This window comes from bacterium (assembly GCA_016703265.1).
Taxonomy (GTDB): Bacteria; Krumholzibacteriota; Krumholzibacteriia; order LZORAL124-64-63; family LZORAL124-64-63; genus CAINDZ01.
In genome coordinates this window covers 236916-254761 of record JADJCK010000005.1, presented here as the reverse complement: position 1 = coordinate 254761, position 17846 = coordinate 236916, and the positions used below count along the sequence as shown (strand labels likewise).

The window sequence follows — 17846 nt, the reverse complement described above, 5'->3', positions numbered from 1 at the left end:
GCAATTTCCGCCCGGCGGCACCCACGCAACCCGCGGCGCCGCTCAGGGTTCCCTTCAAATGGACATTTCTGCCGGCTCCGGGAGGCCGCCGATGTGACACCTGGCGTGTGACACATTTGCGCCATAACATCAAAAATCGTACCTGCCACAATGTCGAAATCAATTTCATAAACGCACTTAATAAGGCGAAACCAAAAATAACCTTGACCCTTTCGTGAGCGGGATGCTAGTCTCCGCTCAAGAAGTTCATGACCCCGGGCACGGCCCCGACCCGTAGCCTCCTCCACGCGATGCCCCTCAGGGAGCTCACGCGGCGGCGCGGAAGAGGGACGGCCCACTCGGCCGGACGAGACGGAACTTGCCGGACCATCAGGACCCGCTCCCCCTCCCAGGAGCCGCCCATGGACCGCTTTGTTTCGCGACGTCGCCCCGCTGCCCTCCTGCTGGCCCTGACCCTCTGGCTGGCCCTGTGGCCCGCCTCAGCCAGCCTGGCCATCCGGCCGAACATCAGCGACGAACCCGCCGGCGATCCCGGCGACGGCGTGCTGCGCCCGTCGGACGTGACTCCCGGCGCATCTTCCCCCTCCATCCGGACCGAGCGGCCGGTGCCTGCCGAGGACGTCGCCACGAGCGAGCAGGCGGACATGGTCCTGCTGGTGCCGGTCGTGGCTCCGGCAGGGCAGCCGTGGTCCGTCTGCTTCAAGCTCGTCCGTGTGGATCGCGCCGACGCTGCTTCCTGGTGGCGTGGATTGTCGGTTGGGAGGTGGCACCGTGCGCCCTGACCGCCATCGCCGTGAACGCGCCGAAGCCGCGGCCATGCCCGCTGCCGGACGCGGCCTGAAACGCGAATCCGCCGACCCCGGCAGTGCCCTGCGCGATGCGCGACGCCTGTACCGGCTGGGCCGGCACCCCGAAGCCATCGCCGCGCTGTCGCCGGCGCTGTCCGCGGAGGCTGACGCGGACGATCGCCGGGCCGCCGCCCTGCTGCGCGCCTGGTGCCTGGTCGAACTGAAGCGCCACGACGAGGTCCGTCGCTGGCTGGCCGATGCGCAGATCGACGGGCTGCGGGCCGACGAACCGGCGCTGCGCGCGCTGGAACTGAACCTGGCCCTGTTCGAGGGACGCCATGACGAGGTGGCCGCCGAGGCGGCCAGCCTCCTGGAAACCGTCACCGATACGGCTGATCCCGTGCATGCGGAACTGCGCCTGCTGCTGGGCGCCGCACTGCGCTGGCAGGGACACCTGCGCGAAGCAGTGAGCCATGTCGAGTTCGCCTGCTCGGCCTTCACCGTGCTCGACGAGCCGGTGCGCGGCGCCGTCGCCGCCAACTTCCTCGGCTGGACGTTCCTTTCGCAGGGTCGGCTCGACGAGTCGCGCCGATGGTTCGAGAAGAGCCTGGCCATCAACAGCCAGCTGGGCGCCCGCGCCCGCCTGGCGCAGAACTACCAGAATCTCGCCATCGTCTGCTACAAGCAGGGCGACTACGAACCGGCGGCCGAACTGCTCACCTCGGAACTGGCGCTGGTCGGCAAGCTGCCCGACATGCAGTGCCGTGCCCGGCTGGCGCTGGGCAACGTGCGGCGGTTGCGCGAGGAATTCGCCGCTGCCCGCACCGACCTGCTCGAGGCCTACGCGGCCGCCAGGGAGCACCGCTTCACGCGCGAGGAAACGCTGGCCCTCGAGTTCCTGGGCGATGTCTGCCGTGACGAAGGCTGCCCCGCCGAAGCGCGTGTCTACTACCGTCGCGCCATGGGCCTGGCCCGCCGGCTGGCGCCCCGCGGAGACCTGGTCATGGAGCTGCTGCGTCGCGAAGGCGAATGCCTTGACCTCGAAGGCCGTCATGTCGACGCCCTGCGCGTGCTGGACGAGGCGCTGACGATGGCCGTCGAAGTCGGCGACCGTTACGAGACCGCCATCATCCGTCGCTGCCTGGGTGTCAACGCCGGGCATCTCGGCAGGCTGCCGGTGGCCCGCCGCGAGCTGGAGGAAGCCTCGGGTGAGCTGCACGCGATGACGGCGCGCCACGAAGCGATGACGTGCGACTACCACCTGGCCCGCGTGCTGCGTCGCGCGCCCGAGGTCGGCGGCACGCATGGCGCCGGTTCCGATGCCATGGCCCTGGCCTGGCGCAGCGCACTTCGAGCCCAGCAGGCCAGCCAGGATCTCGGCGTGCCGGGCCTGGCGGGCGAGATCGCCGCCGTGGTGGCCGAACTGTCGCGCCTGCGCCTGCGGGGCGACACCGAACAGCCGCTGTGGCGCACCTTCTCGGCCAAGCGCGCTCCCTCGACGCGTGTCGTGGCGGTGTCGGCGGCCCTGCAACAGGCGTTGCGACGCTGTGACGGCTTCGCCCGGCACACCGGCCCGGTGCTGCTGTTCGGCGAGGACGGCACCGGCCGGGCCGCACTGGCTCGCCGCCTGCACGAGAACGGTCCGCGCGGTGCCTTGCCGTTCCTGCGCCTGGATTGCGCCGGCGGTGACTCGGCGACCCTGGCCTGGGAACTGGAAGGGGAAGCGGGCGACGGCACGAGCGGGCTGTTGTCGCGAGCCGCCGGCGGCACGCTGCTGCTGGCCGGCATCGAGGCCCTGCCCCCGGCTTTGCAGATGGAGACACTGCGCCTGGTGCGCGATGGCGCCTGGCGCCGGCGGTGTGACGGCGGCGAGATGGCGCCGGACGTACGCATCATGGCCACTGCCGGCGACGGCCTGGCAGCCCTGGCCGAAGCCGGCCGCTTCCGGCCCGACCTCTACTTCCGGCTGCGGCTGATGACGGTGCGCGTGGCGCCGTTGCGCGAACGGAAGCAGGACGTGCTGCCGCTGCTGGATCACTTCCTGTCGCGACTGGAGGGATCGACGCTCACCGCCCGCTCGGTGTTCGATGTGGCGGCATTGACGGCGATGGCCGAACATCACTGGCCCGGCAACGTGGCCGAACTGGAAGCGGTGGCGCAGCAGGCCTGGCTGTGCCGCCGGCACGGCCTGCCGGTGGTCGTGCGGCGCGACGACGTCGGCGACTGCCTGGTCATCGACGACACCGCCGAGGTAGTGGAAGCGCGGAACCCTCGCCTGAGCGGCAGCGCCCTGCAATCGCTGATCGCGCGCACCGGCGGCAATAAGGCGCGAGCGGCGCGCCAGCTTGGCGTCTCACGCATGACCCTGTACCGGTGGCTGCGGCAAGCGGACCCCACGCCGCGCTGACCGCCGGCCTGCGCGGGCCGGTGCCAGCCGCTGCAGTACCCGGTAACGCAAGGGGCCCGGATCGTTCCGGGCCTCTTGTCGTCACCGCGGCGCGCAGCAACGTCATCGGCTGCAATCGTGCAGACTACTCCCTGCGCCCCAGCAGGTAGTGCCCCACGAACCACTCCTTGCCGCCGCCGTAGGCGAAGAGTTCGGCACAGGCCATGAAGAACACGCGCCAGCGGACCCTCCAGCGCGTCACCTGGTCGGGGCCATAGGCTTCAGCCAGGACGGCGCCGACCTCGTCACGGCGGGCATCCATGCGGTGCAGCCAGGCCTCGCAGGTGTCGCGGTAGTGCGTGCCGGGCACCCACCACTTCCGCAGGACCTGCAGGTGTCCGGGGAACTCCTCGAGCAGGTCCCAGGCGGGCATCGTGCCGCCGGTGAAGAAGTGGCGGGCCATCCAGTCGTCGGGCCCCTCGCTCTCGTAGTGATAGGCCAGGTCCCGGTGGCAGAAGATGTGCACGAACAATCGCCCGCCCGGCGCCAGCCAGCCGGCGATGCGCCCGAGGACCTCCTCGTAGTTCTTCAGGTGCTCGAACATCTCGATCGAGACCACGCGGTCGAACGTGCCGTCGGGCACGAAGTCGTTCACGTCGGCGGTCACGACCTGAAGGTTCGCCAGGCCCCGGCGAGCGGCCTCGGCGCGGATGAATGCGCCCTGGTCGCGGCTGTTGGAGACCGCGACGAGCCGGGCCGCCGGGTAGCGCTCCGCGGCCCAGAGCGAGAACGACCCCCACCCGCAGCCCAGGTCCAGGATGCGCTGGCCGTCGGCCACGCCCGCCCTGTCCGCCGTCAGCGCCAGCATGCGCTCCTCGGCTTCGGCCAGGTCGGCCACGCCGTCCGGGAACAGAGCGCAGCTGTACTTGCGGCGCGGCCCGAGGACCAGTCCGAAGAATGCGGGCGGGACTTCGTAGTGCTGCTCGTTCGCCAGGTCGGCATGCAGGGCCACCGGCATCGTCTTCAACCCGGCCACGAATGCCTCGAGATTGAACCGGGCCCGCTCGATGCGCAGGCGCTCGGCGCACCGCCTGCGGATCGCCAGGCGGATGATGCCGTCGGGAACGAGCCCGCGATCGAGGATGCCCTGGTACCACATCAGCCGATCCCCCTGTCCCGGCGCGGCGGCCACGGCACGAAGGCGCTGGTCGTGCGCTGGTAGGCGCGGTAATCGTCCCCGCGGCTGGCCAGGGCCTGGGCCTCGGTAGGTGGGATGCCGGTGACGAAGACGATGCTGCAGAGGATCAGCAACGGCGCCGCCACGCCCGTCCAGCCCCAGGGCGCGGCGAAGCCGAGCAGGCCGAAGCCGCACCACAGGATCCACTCGAAGAAATAGTTGGGATGCCGGCTGGTGCGCCACAGGCCCGTCCGGCACGTGCGGCCGCGGTTGGCGGGGTCCCGCTTGAAGGCCAGCAGCTGCCGGTCGGCGACCGTCTCGCCGACAACGCCAACGACCACCAGCACCAGGGCCGCAAGGTCCGACGGCGCGGGAAACGCGGTCCCGGCCTGCGCCGCCAGGGCGAACGGCAGCGAGAGCGCCACGGCGGCCAGTGCCTGCGCCTGGTAGAAGACGAAGAACGCCCGGTCGGCGTGGGGCGACCATTTCCGGCGAAGGGTCACGTAGCGCCCTTCCTCGGGCCGGCGCCACACGCGGTCGCGCCACAGGTGCCAGGCCAGCCGCCAACCCCACACCGCGCCGAGGACGGACAGCAGCAGCCGTCGCGAAGGCTCGCCTTCTCCCGACACGCCGTAGAGCAGCGCCAGCGTGCCCGTGACAGCCGCCCACCCCACATCAACCACCCCGGCGTTGCCCGTGCGACGCTGCGTCAGCCAGAGCCCGGCCATCGCCGCGGCGGCGACCGCCCAGCCGAGGACAAGAAGGACGCGCACCTCAGCCATGACACACCCCCTGGCGGGGACGGGCGTCGTGCCAGGCGTCCACCCGCGGCTGCAGCAGGACCAGCCCGCTGCAGCGGGGCTTGACCAGCACGCACTGGACCACACCCACCCGGCGCTCCAGGAACCCGCCCCGGCAGTAGTGGAAGTAGAATTCCCACATGCGCAGGAAGGTTTCGTCGCGGCCCGCGGCCTTCAGTCCGCCCCAGGCGGACGTGAGGTTGGCGTGCCAGTGCTTCAGCGTCTCGGCGTAGTGGCTCGTCAGGTCCTCGAGGTGGGCCATCTGCAGGTCCGTGTCCGCGGCGACGCGACGGGCGATCTCCTCCACCGAAGGCAGCACCCCGCCCGGGAAGATCCAGCGCTTGATGAAATCCTCGTGGCGCGCGTCGTGCCGGAAGTGGCGATCGTCCACCACGATCGACTGCAGCAGCATCGCCCCTTCCGGACGCACCAGGCGGCTGCAGGCGCTGAAGTAGGCCGGGAAGTAGCGCACCCCGACCGCCTCGATCATCTCGATGGACACCAGCTTGTCGTACGTCCCGGTGAGACGGCGGTAGTCCTCCTCGAGAACGGTGATGCGGTCGGCCAGGCCGGCCCGCGCGATGCGCTCGCGTGCGAGGACCGCCTGCTCGGCGCTGATCGTGGTCGTCGTCACGCGGCAGCCGTAGTTCGCGGCGGCGTGCAGGGCGAAGCTGCCCCACCCCGTGCCGATCTCGAGGACATGATCCTGCGGGCCGAGATCGAGCTTGCGGCAGATCCGGTCCAGCTTGTTGGCCTGGGCCTCCTGCAGGTCGTCCCCGGGTTCCTGGAACACGGCGCACGAGTAGGTCATGCCGGGATCGAGGAAGGCGGCGAAGAAGTCGTTGCCCAGGTCGTAGTGCGCCAGGATGTTGTCGCGCGCCTGGGCCTCCGTGTTGCGGCGGCGCCAGAGCTGGTAGCGGTGCCACGGCGCCAGCAATCCCAGCGTGGGTGCGGTCCAGCGCCGCATCACCGGCTCGTTCCGCGCCAGCAGCCGCACCAGTGCCACGGGATCGCTGCAGGTCCACCAGCCGCAGGCGTAGGCCCGGCCGACGCCCGCACTCTGCTCCAGCAGGGCCGCCGGATAGAACGCCGCATCACGGACGTGCAGTTCGAGTTGCGGCCCCTGTCCCACCGCATGCCGTCCGTCGCCGTCGCACAGCACCAGGCGACCACCCTCGATGCCGGCGAGCGCGCGCACGAGCAGGCGCCGGCACAGGCGCTGCCGGCGCGTGGGCACGGCGGCGCCGTTCAGGATCGCGTTCATCGGGACTCCTTGACGCCGGGATGCGGCACGTACGGGATGCGCTTGAGCGAGAGCTTCAGGGCCTGCACGTAGATGCCGCCCAGGACCTTGGCCGTGATCCAGGGGTGATGCCGCAGGTAGAGACCGAGCTGTTGCCTGTCCAGCGGCCGTCGCTCCAGGGAGATGCCGGCGCCGAACAGGCGGCCCTCCGCGTCGTGGTTGTCGATGCGGACCTGCAGCCGCTCGCCGGGCGTGGTGATCGTCCAGCGGTAGTCCATGGCCATCTCCATGAACGGCGAGACATGGAACGCCTTGCGGTGCGAGGGACGCCAGGGCTCGCCCGCGGCAACGTCCGGCGCGGGTCCGAGGATGTAGGCATGCCGTTCGTTCCAGGGCGTGTTCGACACGTCCGCCAGGAACCAGCGCAGCGTCGTGCCATCCGGCGCGAAGACGTAGTAGAAGCTCACGGGGTTGAAGCACTGTCCCCAGGTGCGCGGCAGCGTCAACAGGCGGATGGGCCCCGTGGGACGCTCGCCGGAGTGGCCCTCGATGGCATCGCGAACCGCCTCGGCCAGCGGCACCGCGCCGCGCCCGAAGTAGTCCGCCTCGCGGAACCACGCGGGCGCCGGGCGCCGGGCCGACCACAGCGGATGGACGTCCAGCACGCCGGGCAACTCGTCCAGGTCCAGGTAGAGGTAGGCCATGCCGTAGCGGAAGCAATGGCGACGCGGCCGCAACCGGTCGTGGTCGACCTGGCCCTCGTAGATGGCGCTGCGCGTCCTGTCGCTGTTCGTCCTGTCGCCGTTCGTCACGGTTCCAGCTCCTCGCCGAAGGCGCGCGCGACCCTCAGGCCGCTCACCACGCCGTCTTCGTGGAAGCCGTAGCCCCAGTAGGCGCCGCAGTACCAGGTGCGGTTGGTCCCGTTGAGTTCGTCGACAGCAGCCTGCATGCGCACGGCCCGCGCGTCGTACTGCGGGTGCTCGTAGTTCATGCGTGCGTGGACCAGCGCGGGATCGAGGTCGGTCGTCCGGTTCAGGGTCACCAGGTAGCGCCGCTCCGAGCGCAGGCGTTGCAGTCGGTTCTGGTCGTAGGTCATGGTCACGGCCCGGTCGCCGCCGGCGCCCCGGTGGTAGTTCCAGCTGGCCCAGGCAAGCCGACGACGGGGCAGGATCCGGGTGTCGGAGTGCAGTACGGTCTCGTTGGCGGCGTAGGGAAAGGCCGCAAGGACCTCGGCCTCGCGGGCCGTCGGCGCGTCGAGCATGGCCAGCGCCTGGTCGGCGTGGCAGGCCAGCACGACCTGGTCGAACCGTTCGGGCCCGCCCTCCGGCGTGTGGATGGTCACGCCGTCGCGGTCACGTACGATCCGCACGACCGGAGTCCCGGTCCGGATGCGGTCGCGAAACGGATCCGTCAGTCTCTCCACGTAGCGGCGCGAGCCACCGGTCACCGTGCGCCACTGCGGGCGACCGGTCAGCGACAGCAGTCCGTGGTTGGCGAAGAAGCGGAACAGTGCCGCGGCCGGGTACCGGCCCATCGCCGCGTGCGGACTCGACCAGATGGCCGCACACACGGGATACAGGTGGCTCTCGATGAAATTGTGCGAGTACCCCCGTTCGGCCAGGAACTCCTCGAGCACCGTGCCCTCATCAGCCTGCTCCAGCCACGCGGACGCCTCGCGGTAGAAGCGGAGGATCTCCCGCACCATATGGTGGAAGGAAGGCCGCGCCAGGTTGCCGGGCTGCGCAAAGAGCCGCCACGGTTCCGGGGCGCCGTACTCCAGGCCCGTGCCGTCGTCCCGGAAGCTGAAGCTCATGTCGCCGGGCTGGGTCGCCACGCCCAGGATCTCCAGCATCCTGGTGAAGTTCGGATACGTGCGGCGGTTGAAGACGATGAATCCGGTGTCGACGCCGAGTTCGCCCGCGCCATCGGCGACAACCACCGTGTGGCTGTGCCCCCCGATGCGACGGTCGCGCTCGAACACGGTGATGTCGTGGCGCCGCTGCAGGAGCCGGGCGGCAGTCAGCCCGGCGATGCCCGTCCCCACGATGGCGATGCGCGGGCTCATGACGGGATCCCGTTCGAATTGGCCGATCGCGCCGACTTGGCCGATCGCGCCAACCTGGCCGACCGCGCGCTCATTGCCCGCCGAATCTTCTGGTGATGCGCCGGATCAGCGCCATAGTATCGGGGACACCCGGACCGAGGAGCGGCAACATGGATGAATCCCGGCGAGGGAGCACGGTCCTGCTGACAGGCGCCACCGGCTACGTGGGCGGACGCCTGCTGCGGCTGCTGGAGAAGCGGGGCCATCGTGTGAGAGCCCTGGCCCGGCGACCGGAGGTGCTCCGGCCGAAAGTCGCCGCCTCGACCGAGGTGGTCGCGGGCGATGTCCTGGACCGTGCCAGCCTGGACCGGGCGCTGCAGGGTGTCGAAGCCGCCTACTACCTCGTGCACTCGATGGGTGCCGACGGCGCCTTCGAAGAGGCCGACCGGCAGGCCGCGCGAAACTTCGGCGAGGCCGCGAAGGCGGCCGGCGTCGGGCGCATCATCTACCTGGGCGGGCTGGCGAGCGACGAGGAACATCTCTCGACACACCTGCGCAGCCGGCAGGAAGTGGGACGGGTATTGCGCGAGTCCGGCGTGCCGGTCCTCGAATTCCGTGCTTCGATCGTGATCGGCTCGGGAAGCCTGTCCTTCGAGATGATCCGCTCGCTGGTGGAGCGGCTGCCGGTCATGATCACGCCCAGATGGGTGCGCGTGATGGCGCAGCCCATCGGCATCGAGGACCTGCAGGAGTACCTGGCGGCGGCGCTGGTGCTGCCGGTGGCGCAGTACCGCATCTACGAAATCGGCGGGGCCGACCGCGTCTCCTATCTGGACATCATGCGCGAGTACGCCCACCAGCGCGGCATGAAGCTGCGGACGCTGCCGGTACCGGTGCTGACGCCCTACCTGTCCAGCCTGTGGCTCGGGCTGGTGACGCCGCTCTATGCGCGCATCGGCCGCAAGCTGATCGAGAGCATCGTGCATCCCACCGTCGTGCGCGATCCCGCCGCACTGACCGCCTTCGCGGTGCGGCCGATGGGCATCGCCCAGGCCATCCGACGGGCCCTGGCCTACGAGGAACAGGAGTTCGCGCTCACTCGCTGGTCCGATGCCCTCTCGTCGGCGGGCCGCCAGCGCCCGTGGGGCGGCGTGGCTTTCGGCACCCGCCTGGTCGACTCGCGCACGCTGGGCACCAGGGCCACGCCTGCGGCCGCCTTCGCGCCGATCCGGTCGATCGGCGGCGACAACGGCTGGTACGCCTGCAACCGGCTGTGGCAGTTGCGCGGGTTGATGGACCTGGCGGCCGGCGGCGTCGGCATGCGGCGCGGCCGGGCGCATCCGACCCGCCTGCAGGTGGGCGACACGGTCGATTTCTGGCGTGTCGAGGCCCTGGAACCCGATCGCCGGCTGCGGTTGATCGCGGAGATGAAGGTGCCCGGCCAGGCGTGGCTCGAATTCGAGGTGACCGCCGAGGGCGACCACACCGTGATCCGCCAGACGGCGATCTTCGATCCCGTGGGCTGGCTCGGCCGCGCGTACTGGTATGCGCTCTTCCCCGTGCACCAGCTCGTGTTCGCCGGCATGCTCAAGGGGATCGCGCGCCGCGCCGAACGCTGACCACGCATGGGAAGAGGCGGGCCTCCGTAGAGGCCCGCCTCCGTTCGTCAGTGCCCGGATCCTAGAGCGCATTGTCCTGGTACTCGGCCGGGAACTCGGTCGGCGGCAGCTCCGCGTCGTCCACCGGCTTCATCAGCTTTTCGAGGCTCTCCTGCGAGAAGCTGCCGGACTTCGTGTCCAGGCGGAAGCCTCGCGGGATGAGCACGCGGTCGATCACGTGGATCACGCCGTTGGTCGCCAGCACGTCGGCGGCGGTCACCTTCGACGTGTTGACCCACACGTTGCCGAACCACTTGACGACGGCGACCTGGCTGCCCTGCAGTGTCGGCACGCGCTGGTAGACGTTCAGGTCGCCCTTCAGGATGCGGCCGGCCACGACGTGGTACAGCAGCAGTTCCTGCAGCTTGGCCTTGTTCTCGGGCAGCAGCAGCGCCTCCACCAGGCCGGCGGGCAGGTTCGCAAACGCGGCATCGGTGGGTGCGAACACGGTCAGCGGGCCTTCGCCCTGCAGCGCGCCGACGAGCTCGGCGGCAGTGGCCGCCGCAACCAGCGTGTTGAATGCACCGGCGGCGATCGCGGTCTCGACGATGTCGGCCGTCGGCTCCTCGGGAACCAGTTCGAAGCCCACCGGCACCAGCACCTTGTCGATCACGTGGATGACGCCGTTGCTGGCGTCGACGTCGGCCGCGATCACGCGCGCATTGTTGACCTTGACCGTGCCGTTCCACAGCTTGCGCACCCAGAGGTACTTCTCGGACAGCGTGGGCACGAACTGGACGCGGCGCAGCTGGTTCGAGAAGGTCTCACCGGCCGCGACATGGTACAGCAGCAGTTCCTGCAGCTTGGCCTGGTTGCGCGGCTGCAGCAGCTGCGCGACGAAGCCCGCGGGCAGGTTGGCGAAGGCGTCGTCGGTCGGCGCGAAGACCGTGAACGGGCCCTCGCCGCGCAGGGCGCCTTCCAGGCCGGCGGCCTGGACGGCGGCCACCAGGGTCGTGAAGCCGCCGGCGCCGATGGCGGTGTCCACGATGTCGGTGCCGTCGATGGTACGCACCTCGCCCACGTCACTGGCGTCGCCGGCCCCCTTGATCCCGGTGTCCGGACCGGTCAGGCCCGAGTCGTTCGAGGAGCAGCCACCCAGCCCGGCCATCAGGGCTACGGCTGCCAGCAGCATTGTCCAGAGTCCCAGCTTCCGCATGATTGTCTCCTTCTCTTCGGTCAAACCGCGCCACGGCGTGCATCGCGGTGTCATGTACAGAAACTGTCTTAGACAATACATATACACTCAAGATACAGCAAGCGGAAATTTTGACCCTTCAAGTGACTGTGCGCCCTGACGTTGGCGCATAAGTGATATTGCTATTCATATTCTCCATCGGCTAGAATGCCCGCTCGACCCAGCGAGGGAGCCACCATGCCCGATAACGACCTGACCCGGCCGAGCCATCCCCCTGACGACCGGACTGTCACCGGCCACAGCGACGGGACCGTGGTTCCCGCCGCCGCCGCGACGAACCTGCCGCCGCGGGTCGGCCGCTACCGGCCCCTGCGTATCATCGGCCAGGGCGGCATGGGCATCGTGTATGAAGCCGAGCAGGAGGAGCCGCGCCGGCGCGTCGCGCTGAAGGTGATCCGGCCCGAGCTGGCGACGGCCGACCTGCGCCGCCGGTTCGCGCACGAGTCGCTCTTCCTCGGTCGCCTGCAACATCCCGGCATCGCCCAGGTCTACGAGGCAGGCACCGCCGAGACGCCCGACGGTCCTCTGCCTTTCATCGCCATGGAGCTGATCGAGGGCGTGCGTCTGAACGAATGGGCGCGCGGCAGGAAGGGAACGCCTGGCGGCGGGGAGGGAACCTCGCCGGCGCTGCGCGAGCGCGTCGAGCGCATGATCCGCCTGTGTGACGCCGTGCACCACGCGCACCAGCGCGGGCTCATCCACCGCGACCTGAAGCCGGGCAACGTACTCGTCGACGGCGAGGGCCGGCCGCGTGTGTTGGACTTCGGCGTGGCCCGCCCGGCCGACGTCGACCTCGGGACGTCGCTGGTCACGTCGCACGGCGAGCTGGTCGGCACGCTGGCCTACATGAGCCCCGAGCAGCTGGCCGGCGACCCCAACGACCTCGACACGCGCAGCGACGTCTACGCCATGGGCGTGATCCTCTACGAACTGCTGGCCGGGCGCCCGCCGCTGGAACTGGGCCGGCGTCCGCTAGAGGAAACCCTGCGCGCACTGCGCGAGGACGAGGCCCCGCCGCTGTCCCAGCTGGATGCCCGGCTGGCCGGCGATCTCACCGTGATCGCCGCCAAGGCGATGGCCAAGGACCGCGAGCAGCGCTACGCCTCGGCCAACGGCCTGGCGATGGACCTGCAGCGCTACCTCGACGACGAGCCCATCTCGGCCCGCGCGCCGGGTACGGTCTACCTGCTGCGCAAGTTCACGCGCCGCCACCGGCCGCTGGTGGTGGCTGCGGCCGGCGTGGCGACGGCGCTGGTGCTGGGCGTGGTCGTGAGCACCTGGCAGGCGGTGCGCGCCACGCGCGCCGAGAAGCTGGCGGCGGCACGGCTGGACCAGGCGGAGGCCGTCACGGATTTCATGCAGGGCATGCTCGAATCCGTCCAGCCCGAGCAGGCGCGCGGCAACGAAGTGACCGTCGCCGAGGTGCTGGACCGCGCCGCAGCCGACCTGGACCAGGGGCAGCTGTCCACGCGGCCGATTGTCGAACTGGCGCTGCGCCAGTCGCTGGGCGGCACCTACCGCGCCCTCGGCAAGTACGATCTCGCGGAACGGCACCTGCAGCGGGGACGGGCGCTGGCCGACTCGCTGCTGCCGCCGTCCGCGCCTGAGCGCCTGAAGGTGGAGATGGAACTGGCGCGTACGCTGCACAGCCGCGGCGACTACGCGGCAACCGAACAGCTGATCAGGGCGGCCCTGCCGCATGTGCCGCCGCGCAGTTCGCTCATGGTCCCCGCCCTGGATGTCCTGGCGGACGTCTGCTACTCGCTGGTCCGGTGGGACGAGTGCGACAGCCTGCGCCGGCTGGCCGTGACGATCGCGAAGGAAACCGCGGCTCCGGACTCGCTCGAGTATGCACAGACGCTGCTGTCGTACGCTTTCCTGGCCAACGAGCGCAGCCGGACCGAGCTGGCAGACAGCCTCATTGCCCTGGCGACACCCATCTACACACGCGCCTACCGGCCCGACGACCCGCGAACGGTGCAGCTCCTGATGAAGCAGGGCGAGTCCGTGCGCGACGCCGGCCGCTTTGCCGATGCGGTGGCGACGTTTGCGCGAGGCCTGTCCGTGGTCGAGACTTCCCATGGGCCCGACCATCCGCTGAAGGCCGACCTGCTGTGGCGCATCGGGGAGGCGCAGGCGGGCGCGGGCAACCTGGCCGCGGCCGAATCGAGCCTCACCACGGCGCTGGAAATCCGTCGCCGCGCACTGGGGCCCCGCCACCGCGATATTGCCGTGTCCCTGTCGACCCTGGCTGGGGTCTACGCCGAGTCGGGCCGCGTCGACGCCGCCGATTCACTGATGCACGAGGCGCTGTCCGTGCAGCGAGGGCTGTTCGGGCCCATCTACCCGGCCGTCGCGGCGACGATCCACGACATCGCGGACCTTGAACGGAAGCGGGGGCGCCCCGCTGTTGCCGAGAGCCTGTTGGTGGTGGCGCGCGACATCCTCGACCAGCTGCCGACGCCGAACCCCTACCTGGCCGCCATGAACGCCTACTACCACGCGATGACGCTGCAGGATCGCGGATTGCATGCCGACGCCGAGGCGCACTTCCGTCGTGAGGTTGCCCTCCAGCAGGAAGTCCACCGCGGCCCGCATGACGAGGTCGCCCGCTCGATGGGCAATCTCGTCACCAACCTGTTCCGCCAGGGCCGCAAGGACGAGGCGGCCACCCTGCAGGTCGAAGCTCTGGCGATGCTGCGCCAGGTGGGTGCCAACGGAGCGGTCATGGCCACCGCGCTCGGCAACACGGCATACATTCTCGATGACGCCGGCCGCCATGCCGAAGCGGCGCCCTACCACCTGGACTACATCGAGCTGACCGCCGAGATCTTCAGCGAGGACAAGCCGGACCGCACGGCGGGGCGCGCGCGCTACTTCGACAACCTGGCCAGTCGGGGGCAATGGGAAGAAGCCGAGGCCCAGGCACGGGCGATCATCGACTGGCGACGCCTGCACCTGGCGGCCGACGACACCAGGCAGGTCACCGGGCAGGTGCTGCTGCTCGAGGCGCTGCTCGGCCTGGGGCGCACGGCTGCCGCCGACAGCGCGCTGGCCGCCCTGGAGGCACAGTTGCCGCGCTTCGCGAGCCTGCCTGAGGTGGCTGAAGCGCGCCTGGTGCGGGTGCGCGAGGCGCTGAAGGCGGCGCGTCGGCAGGGTTGAGGCGCGCGCCTGCTGCAGGCGCCCAGGAGACGGTCGGAACAAAAAGAGAAGGCCGCCTCCCGCAGGGAAGGCGGCCTCTCGCACGGGTCAACCCATATCAGCGGAACATCGCCTTGACCGCCCCGAAGCTCTCGCTCTCGGTCGCCACCGCGCAATCGCTGATGAAATCGAATGTGTAGTTGCCGCAGGCGTTCGTGCCCCAGCTGTCGAGCACGAGATAGACGACCTGCATCGACGACGTCGGGTTCGTGTAGCTGATCGTCTCGGCGCCGCCGCTCAGCGTCTCGTCGGTGAAGCCCAGGCAGCCGAACGCGCCGCCGGGCGCCCGGCAGCTGTCGAGCAGCCACAGCGCACCGTCGGCATTGCTGTAGGTCACGTTGGCCGTGAAGAAGCAGCCGGCGGGCACCTCGATCTCGTAGTAGTGCTCCAGGCCGTTCTCGCTGTACCCGGCGCAGCCCAGCAGCGAGACGGTGTTGGCGCCGTCGCAGGTGTTGCCGGTGAAGTGCGTGCCGGTACCCTGGTACACGGCGCTGCAGAAGTCGACCGGGTCGGGCGGCGGCGGCGGGCTGTAGGCGCCGACGCGCACCGAGTCCAGGTAGTGGTCTGCGCCGTCACTGCCCGCGTAGCGGAAGGTGAACGTGGGCGATGTGCCCTCGTACGCCGCCAGGTCGACCTGCACGTACTCCCACAGCCAGGAGGTACCGGAGTTGGCGGCGTGGAAGTCGTAGACGACGGCGCCGTTGACCTCGACCGTGAAGTTCGCGTTCATCGTCCAGTAGGTGCTGCCCTGCGTGGCGAAGAACAGGTCCTCACCGGCGCCGACGGGCCAGCTGAACGAGAGGGACTCATTCTGCTGCATGGCGGCCTGCCAGCCCACCTTTGCTGCGGCGGCACCCTGGTACGGCACCTGCGTGTCGCGCACCCAGGTATGCGAGGCATCGCCCACGCCCAGGATCCAGCCTGCCGGCGCGAACGACCCCTCGAAGCCCTCCAGCACGTACGACTTGGCCGAGGACCAGGCCCGCCCGCTCGCGGGCGCTTCCTTCGACGGCAGCTTGGCCGCCATCGCCGTGCCGGCCACCAGGCCGGCCACCGCGACCATCGTGATCAAACGCTTCATGTGCCCCTCCGCCCCTGCTTGGAAAAATGCGACAGACGACCGCGCTGGCTGCAGCGGCCGGTCAGGCCTCATGCCCGTGACTTGGTCTAAGTCTGGTCCTGGGGAGAATCCATCTCGTGCCATAATGTTACGCAATCCTGAGACCGGAAAGCAAGTCGCGGCGGGATTTTCAGTGCAAAAGAGCCGCATTCAGGGGATATCTTGATGAGTGGGCAGGCGTCCGCTCCGCTGACGGCCGGCAGCCTCGCACACTAAACCACACAAAATCAACGCATGATGCGGGTTCAGGCTGTCGTCTGTCCGCCGGCTCGACGCGGCAGCGCCTCAACGCTCGTTGTGGTCGCTGCCTGCCGCTCCATGCGGAGCCGTATCCGGCTGCGCTTCTTCGGCGGGCGGCAGGCGGTGGCTCGGTTGCACGGTCTCGCCGAACGGCCTGAACCCGGTGACGGGCCCGTCGCTCTGCTGGACCGGCTCGGGCTTGATCGGGATCTCGCGCAGCACCGTGATGGTGATGCGGCGGTTGGCCGGCGACAACGGTGTCGACGGCGCCGCCAGGCGGCCGTCCCCGTAGCCGACGACACTCTCGAAGCGGCCACGTGCCAGCCCGCGTTGCTCGAGGCGCCGCCGCGCGGCATTGGCGCGGTCCGACGACAGTTCCCAGTTCGAGTAGTCGATGCCCGGCGGATACGGGCGCGCATCGGTGTAGCCCTCGATGCGCACCGAATTGGGCAGGCCCTTCAGCTTGGCTGCGATCGCGTCGAGGGTCTTCTCGAAGACCGGGTTCATGTCGGCGCTGCCGACCCCGAACAGCTCCTCGCGGGAATCATCGGTGATCTCGATCACGAGGCCTTCGTCGCCGAGCGTGATCGTGACCTGGTCCTTCATGTCGCCGAGCCCCGCCTCGCCGGGGCGCCGCCCGCTCCAGGCGCGCCACCCTCGACGGGCTCGCCGCCCTCGCCCGGTTCGCCGCCGGCACCGCCGTCGAGCGCCTCGCCGAGTGCCTGCGCGGCCGTCTCCAGCGTCATGGTCTCTTCCATGATGCTGTTGTGCACCGGCATCTCCATGAAGCCGGGGCCGCCCGAGAAGCTGCCGGTCATGGAGGAGCCGCCGTTGCGGAAGGGTCCCTCCGAGCGGAAGTACTGCGCGATGGCCGCCTTCTGCTGCGGCGAACTGGCGGCAAGGATCCACATCAGCATGAAGAACGCCATCATGGCGGTCACGAAGTCGGCGTAGGCGACCTTCCAGGCGCCGCCGGTGTGGCCGCCGCCGTGCGCGGCACCGTGGCTCGCGTGCCGACGGCTGTGTTTCTCCTTGCCCGACATCGGTTCCCGTCTCCCCGTGCGCTAGACGCGGGACTTGATGGAATTGACGGCCTCGGCCACGTCGACCGAAGTCGGCCGCTCCGAGGTGTAGATCACGCGGCGCACCTGTTCGATCGCCGTGCGCGGCGAGGCGCCCTGCGCCGAGCTGATCAGGCCGACCATCATGCACTGCATGTACTTGTTCTCGTCGCGGGCGATGCACTCGATGGCGCCGCCCAGCGGCTGGAAGAACCCGTACGAGAACAGGATGCCCAGGAACGTGCCGACGAGCGCGGCGGCCACGTGGTGACCCAGCACTTCCGGCGGGCCGTCCAGGCTCTGCATCGTCACGATGATACCCATGACGGCGGCCACGATGCCCAGCGCCGGCATGGCGTCGCCGACCTTCTGCATCACGCCGGCCGGCAGTGCGCCCTCTTCCTGCTGCGTCGCCATGTCGGACGTCATGATGTGCTCGGCATCGCCGGCGTCGGTGCCGTCGATCAGCAGCTTGAGCGAATCGCAGAAGAAGGTTACGGCCTTCTTGTTGCCGAGGAACTTCGGGTAGTTCTGGAAGGTGGGGCTGGCCGCGGGATCGGCCACGTCTTCCTCGAGCGCCAGCAGGCCGTTCTTGCGCATCTTCGAGAACACCTCGAACTGCATGGTCAGCAGCTCGATGTACGTCGCCTTCGTGTATGGCGAGCCCTTGAAGATGATCGGGAACATCTGGCCCAGGTGCTTGAGCACCTTGATCGGTGTGCTGATCATGATGGTGCCGAAGGCGGCGCCGCAGATGGTGACCAGCTCGGCCGGCTGGTAGAGCGTGGCGAAGGGACCCTTCGCCATACCGAATCCACCGAGCACCGAGCCGATGACCACGAGGATGCCAAGAAGCGCGATCATGTTACGGGGCCGATCCTTCCGGGGCAGTCACCGTTCCACGGACAGTCCGGCGAACCACACGCCGGACCC

14 protein-coding genes are annotated in these 17846 nt (G+C 69.6%); 4 read left to right on the top strand and 10 right to left on the bottom strand.

From position 1 onward, the window contains the following. Positions 1-401 precede the first annotated feature (401 nt). Both IPG61_10765 and IPG61_10760 read left to right on the top strand, forming a co-directional pair. Positions 402-782, top strand: a complete 381-nt coding sequence (locus IPG61_10765; GenBank protein ID MBK6734553.1) for a hypothetical protein — start codon at positions 402-404, stop codon at positions 780-782. Next, complete coding sequence (locus IPG61_10760) at positions 772-3195, top strand: tetratricopeptide repeat protein (GenBank protein ID MBK6734552.1); 2424 nt, start codon at positions 772-774, stop codon at positions 3193-3195. The genes IPG61_10765 and IPG61_10760 overlap by 11 nt, the downstream gene beginning before the upstream one ends. A gap of 124 nt (positions 3196-3319) precedes the next feature. On the opposite strand, the gene IPG61_10755 is transcribed toward IPG61_10760, so the two are convergent. From IPG61_10755 to IPG61_10735, 5 genes are read right to left on the bottom strand one after another with little or no spacing between them, the layout of a single operon-like run. Beyond that, positions 3320-4333: a class I SAM-dependent methyltransferase gene (locus IPG61_10755; GenBank protein ID MBK6734551.1), complete on the bottom strand. Its 1014-nt coding sequence runs from the start codon at positions 4331-4333 to the stop codon at positions 3320-3322. Beyond that, positions 4333-5133 carry a DUF1295 domain-containing protein gene (locus IPG61_10750; protein ID MBK6734550.1) on the bottom strand — a complete coding sequence of 267 codons (801 nt, stop codon included), beginning with the start codon at positions 5131-5133 and terminating at the stop codon, positions 4333-4335. The genes IPG61_10755 and IPG61_10750 overlap by 1 nt, the downstream gene beginning before the upstream one ends. Then, positions 5126-6415 carry a class I SAM-dependent methyltransferase gene (locus tag IPG61_10745; protein ID MBK6734549.1) on the bottom strand — a complete coding sequence of 430 codons (1290 nt, stop codon included), beginning with the start codon at positions 6413-6415 and terminating at the stop codon, positions 5126-5128. Before IPG61_10745 ends, IPG61_10750 begins: the two co-directional genes overlap by 8 nt. Beyond that, complete coding sequence (locus IPG61_10740) at positions 6412-7206, bottom strand: DUF1365 domain-containing protein (GenBank protein ID MBK6734548.1); 795 nt, start codon at positions 7204-7206, stop codon at positions 6412-6414. Before IPG61_10740 ends, IPG61_10745 begins: the two co-directional genes overlap by 4 nt. Next, entirely contained in the window at positions 7203-8459 is a 1257-nt protein-coding gene (locus IPG61_10735; GenBank protein MBK6734547.1) for an FAD-dependent oxidoreductase, read from the bottom strand. The genes IPG61_10740 and IPG61_10735 overlap by 4 nt, the downstream gene beginning before the upstream one ends. A gap of 149 nt (positions 8460-8608) precedes the next feature. Between IPG61_10735 and IPG61_10730 the strand changes: the two genes are divergently transcribed. After that, positions 8609-10057, top strand: a complete 1449-nt coding sequence (locus IPG61_10730) for an SDR family oxidoreductase (protein ID MBK6734546.1) — start codon at positions 8609-8611, stop codon at positions 10055-10057. A gap of 61 nt (positions 10058-10118) precedes the next feature. Here the strand turns inward: IPG61_10730 and IPG61_10725 are convergent, their stop codons facing one another. Further along, a complete protein-coding gene (locus tag IPG61_10725; protein ID MBK6734545.1) occupies positions 10119-11252 on the bottom strand; it encodes a fasciclin domain-containing protein in 1134 nt (377 codons plus the stop codon). Between the two features lie 216 nt (positions 11253-11468). Between IPG61_10725 and IPG61_10720 the strand changes: the two genes are divergently transcribed. Further along, positions 11469-14453, top strand: coding sequence for a serine/threonine protein kinase (locus IPG61_10720; protein ID MBK6734544.1), 2985 nt, complete (start codon positions 11469-11471; stop codon positions 14451-14453). 97 nt (positions 14454-14550) lie between these two features. Here the strand turns inward: IPG61_10720 and IPG61_10715 are convergent, their stop codons facing one another. The 4 genes from IPG61_10715 to motA form a co-directional block, all read right to left on the bottom strand. Next, positions 14551-15573, bottom strand: a complete 1023-nt coding sequence (locus tag IPG61_10715) for a hypothetical protein (GenBank protein MBK6734543.1) — start codon at positions 15571-15573, stop codon at positions 14551-14553. Between the two features lie 324 nt (positions 15574-15897). Then, the gene (locus IPG61_10710; GenBank protein MBK6734542.1) at positions 15898-16458 is read right to left on the bottom strand and encodes an OmpA family protein; all 561 of its coding nucleotides are present in this window, start codon (positions 16456-16458) and stop codon (positions 15898-15900) included. Continuing rightward, positions 16455-16895 carry a hypothetical protein gene (locus IPG61_10705; GenBank protein MBK6734541.1) on the bottom strand — a complete coding sequence of 147 codons (441 nt, stop codon included), beginning with the start codon at positions 16893-16895 and terminating at the stop codon, positions 16455-16457. The genes IPG61_10710 and IPG61_10705 overlap by 4 nt, the downstream gene beginning before the upstream one ends. 21 nt (positions 16896-16916) lie before the next feature. Next, complete coding sequence (gene motA, locus IPG61_10700; protein MBK6734540.1) at positions 16917-17777, bottom strand: flagellar motor stator protein MotA; 861 nt, start codon at positions 17775-17777, stop codon at positions 16917-16919. Positions 17778-17846 lie beyond the last annotated feature (69 nt).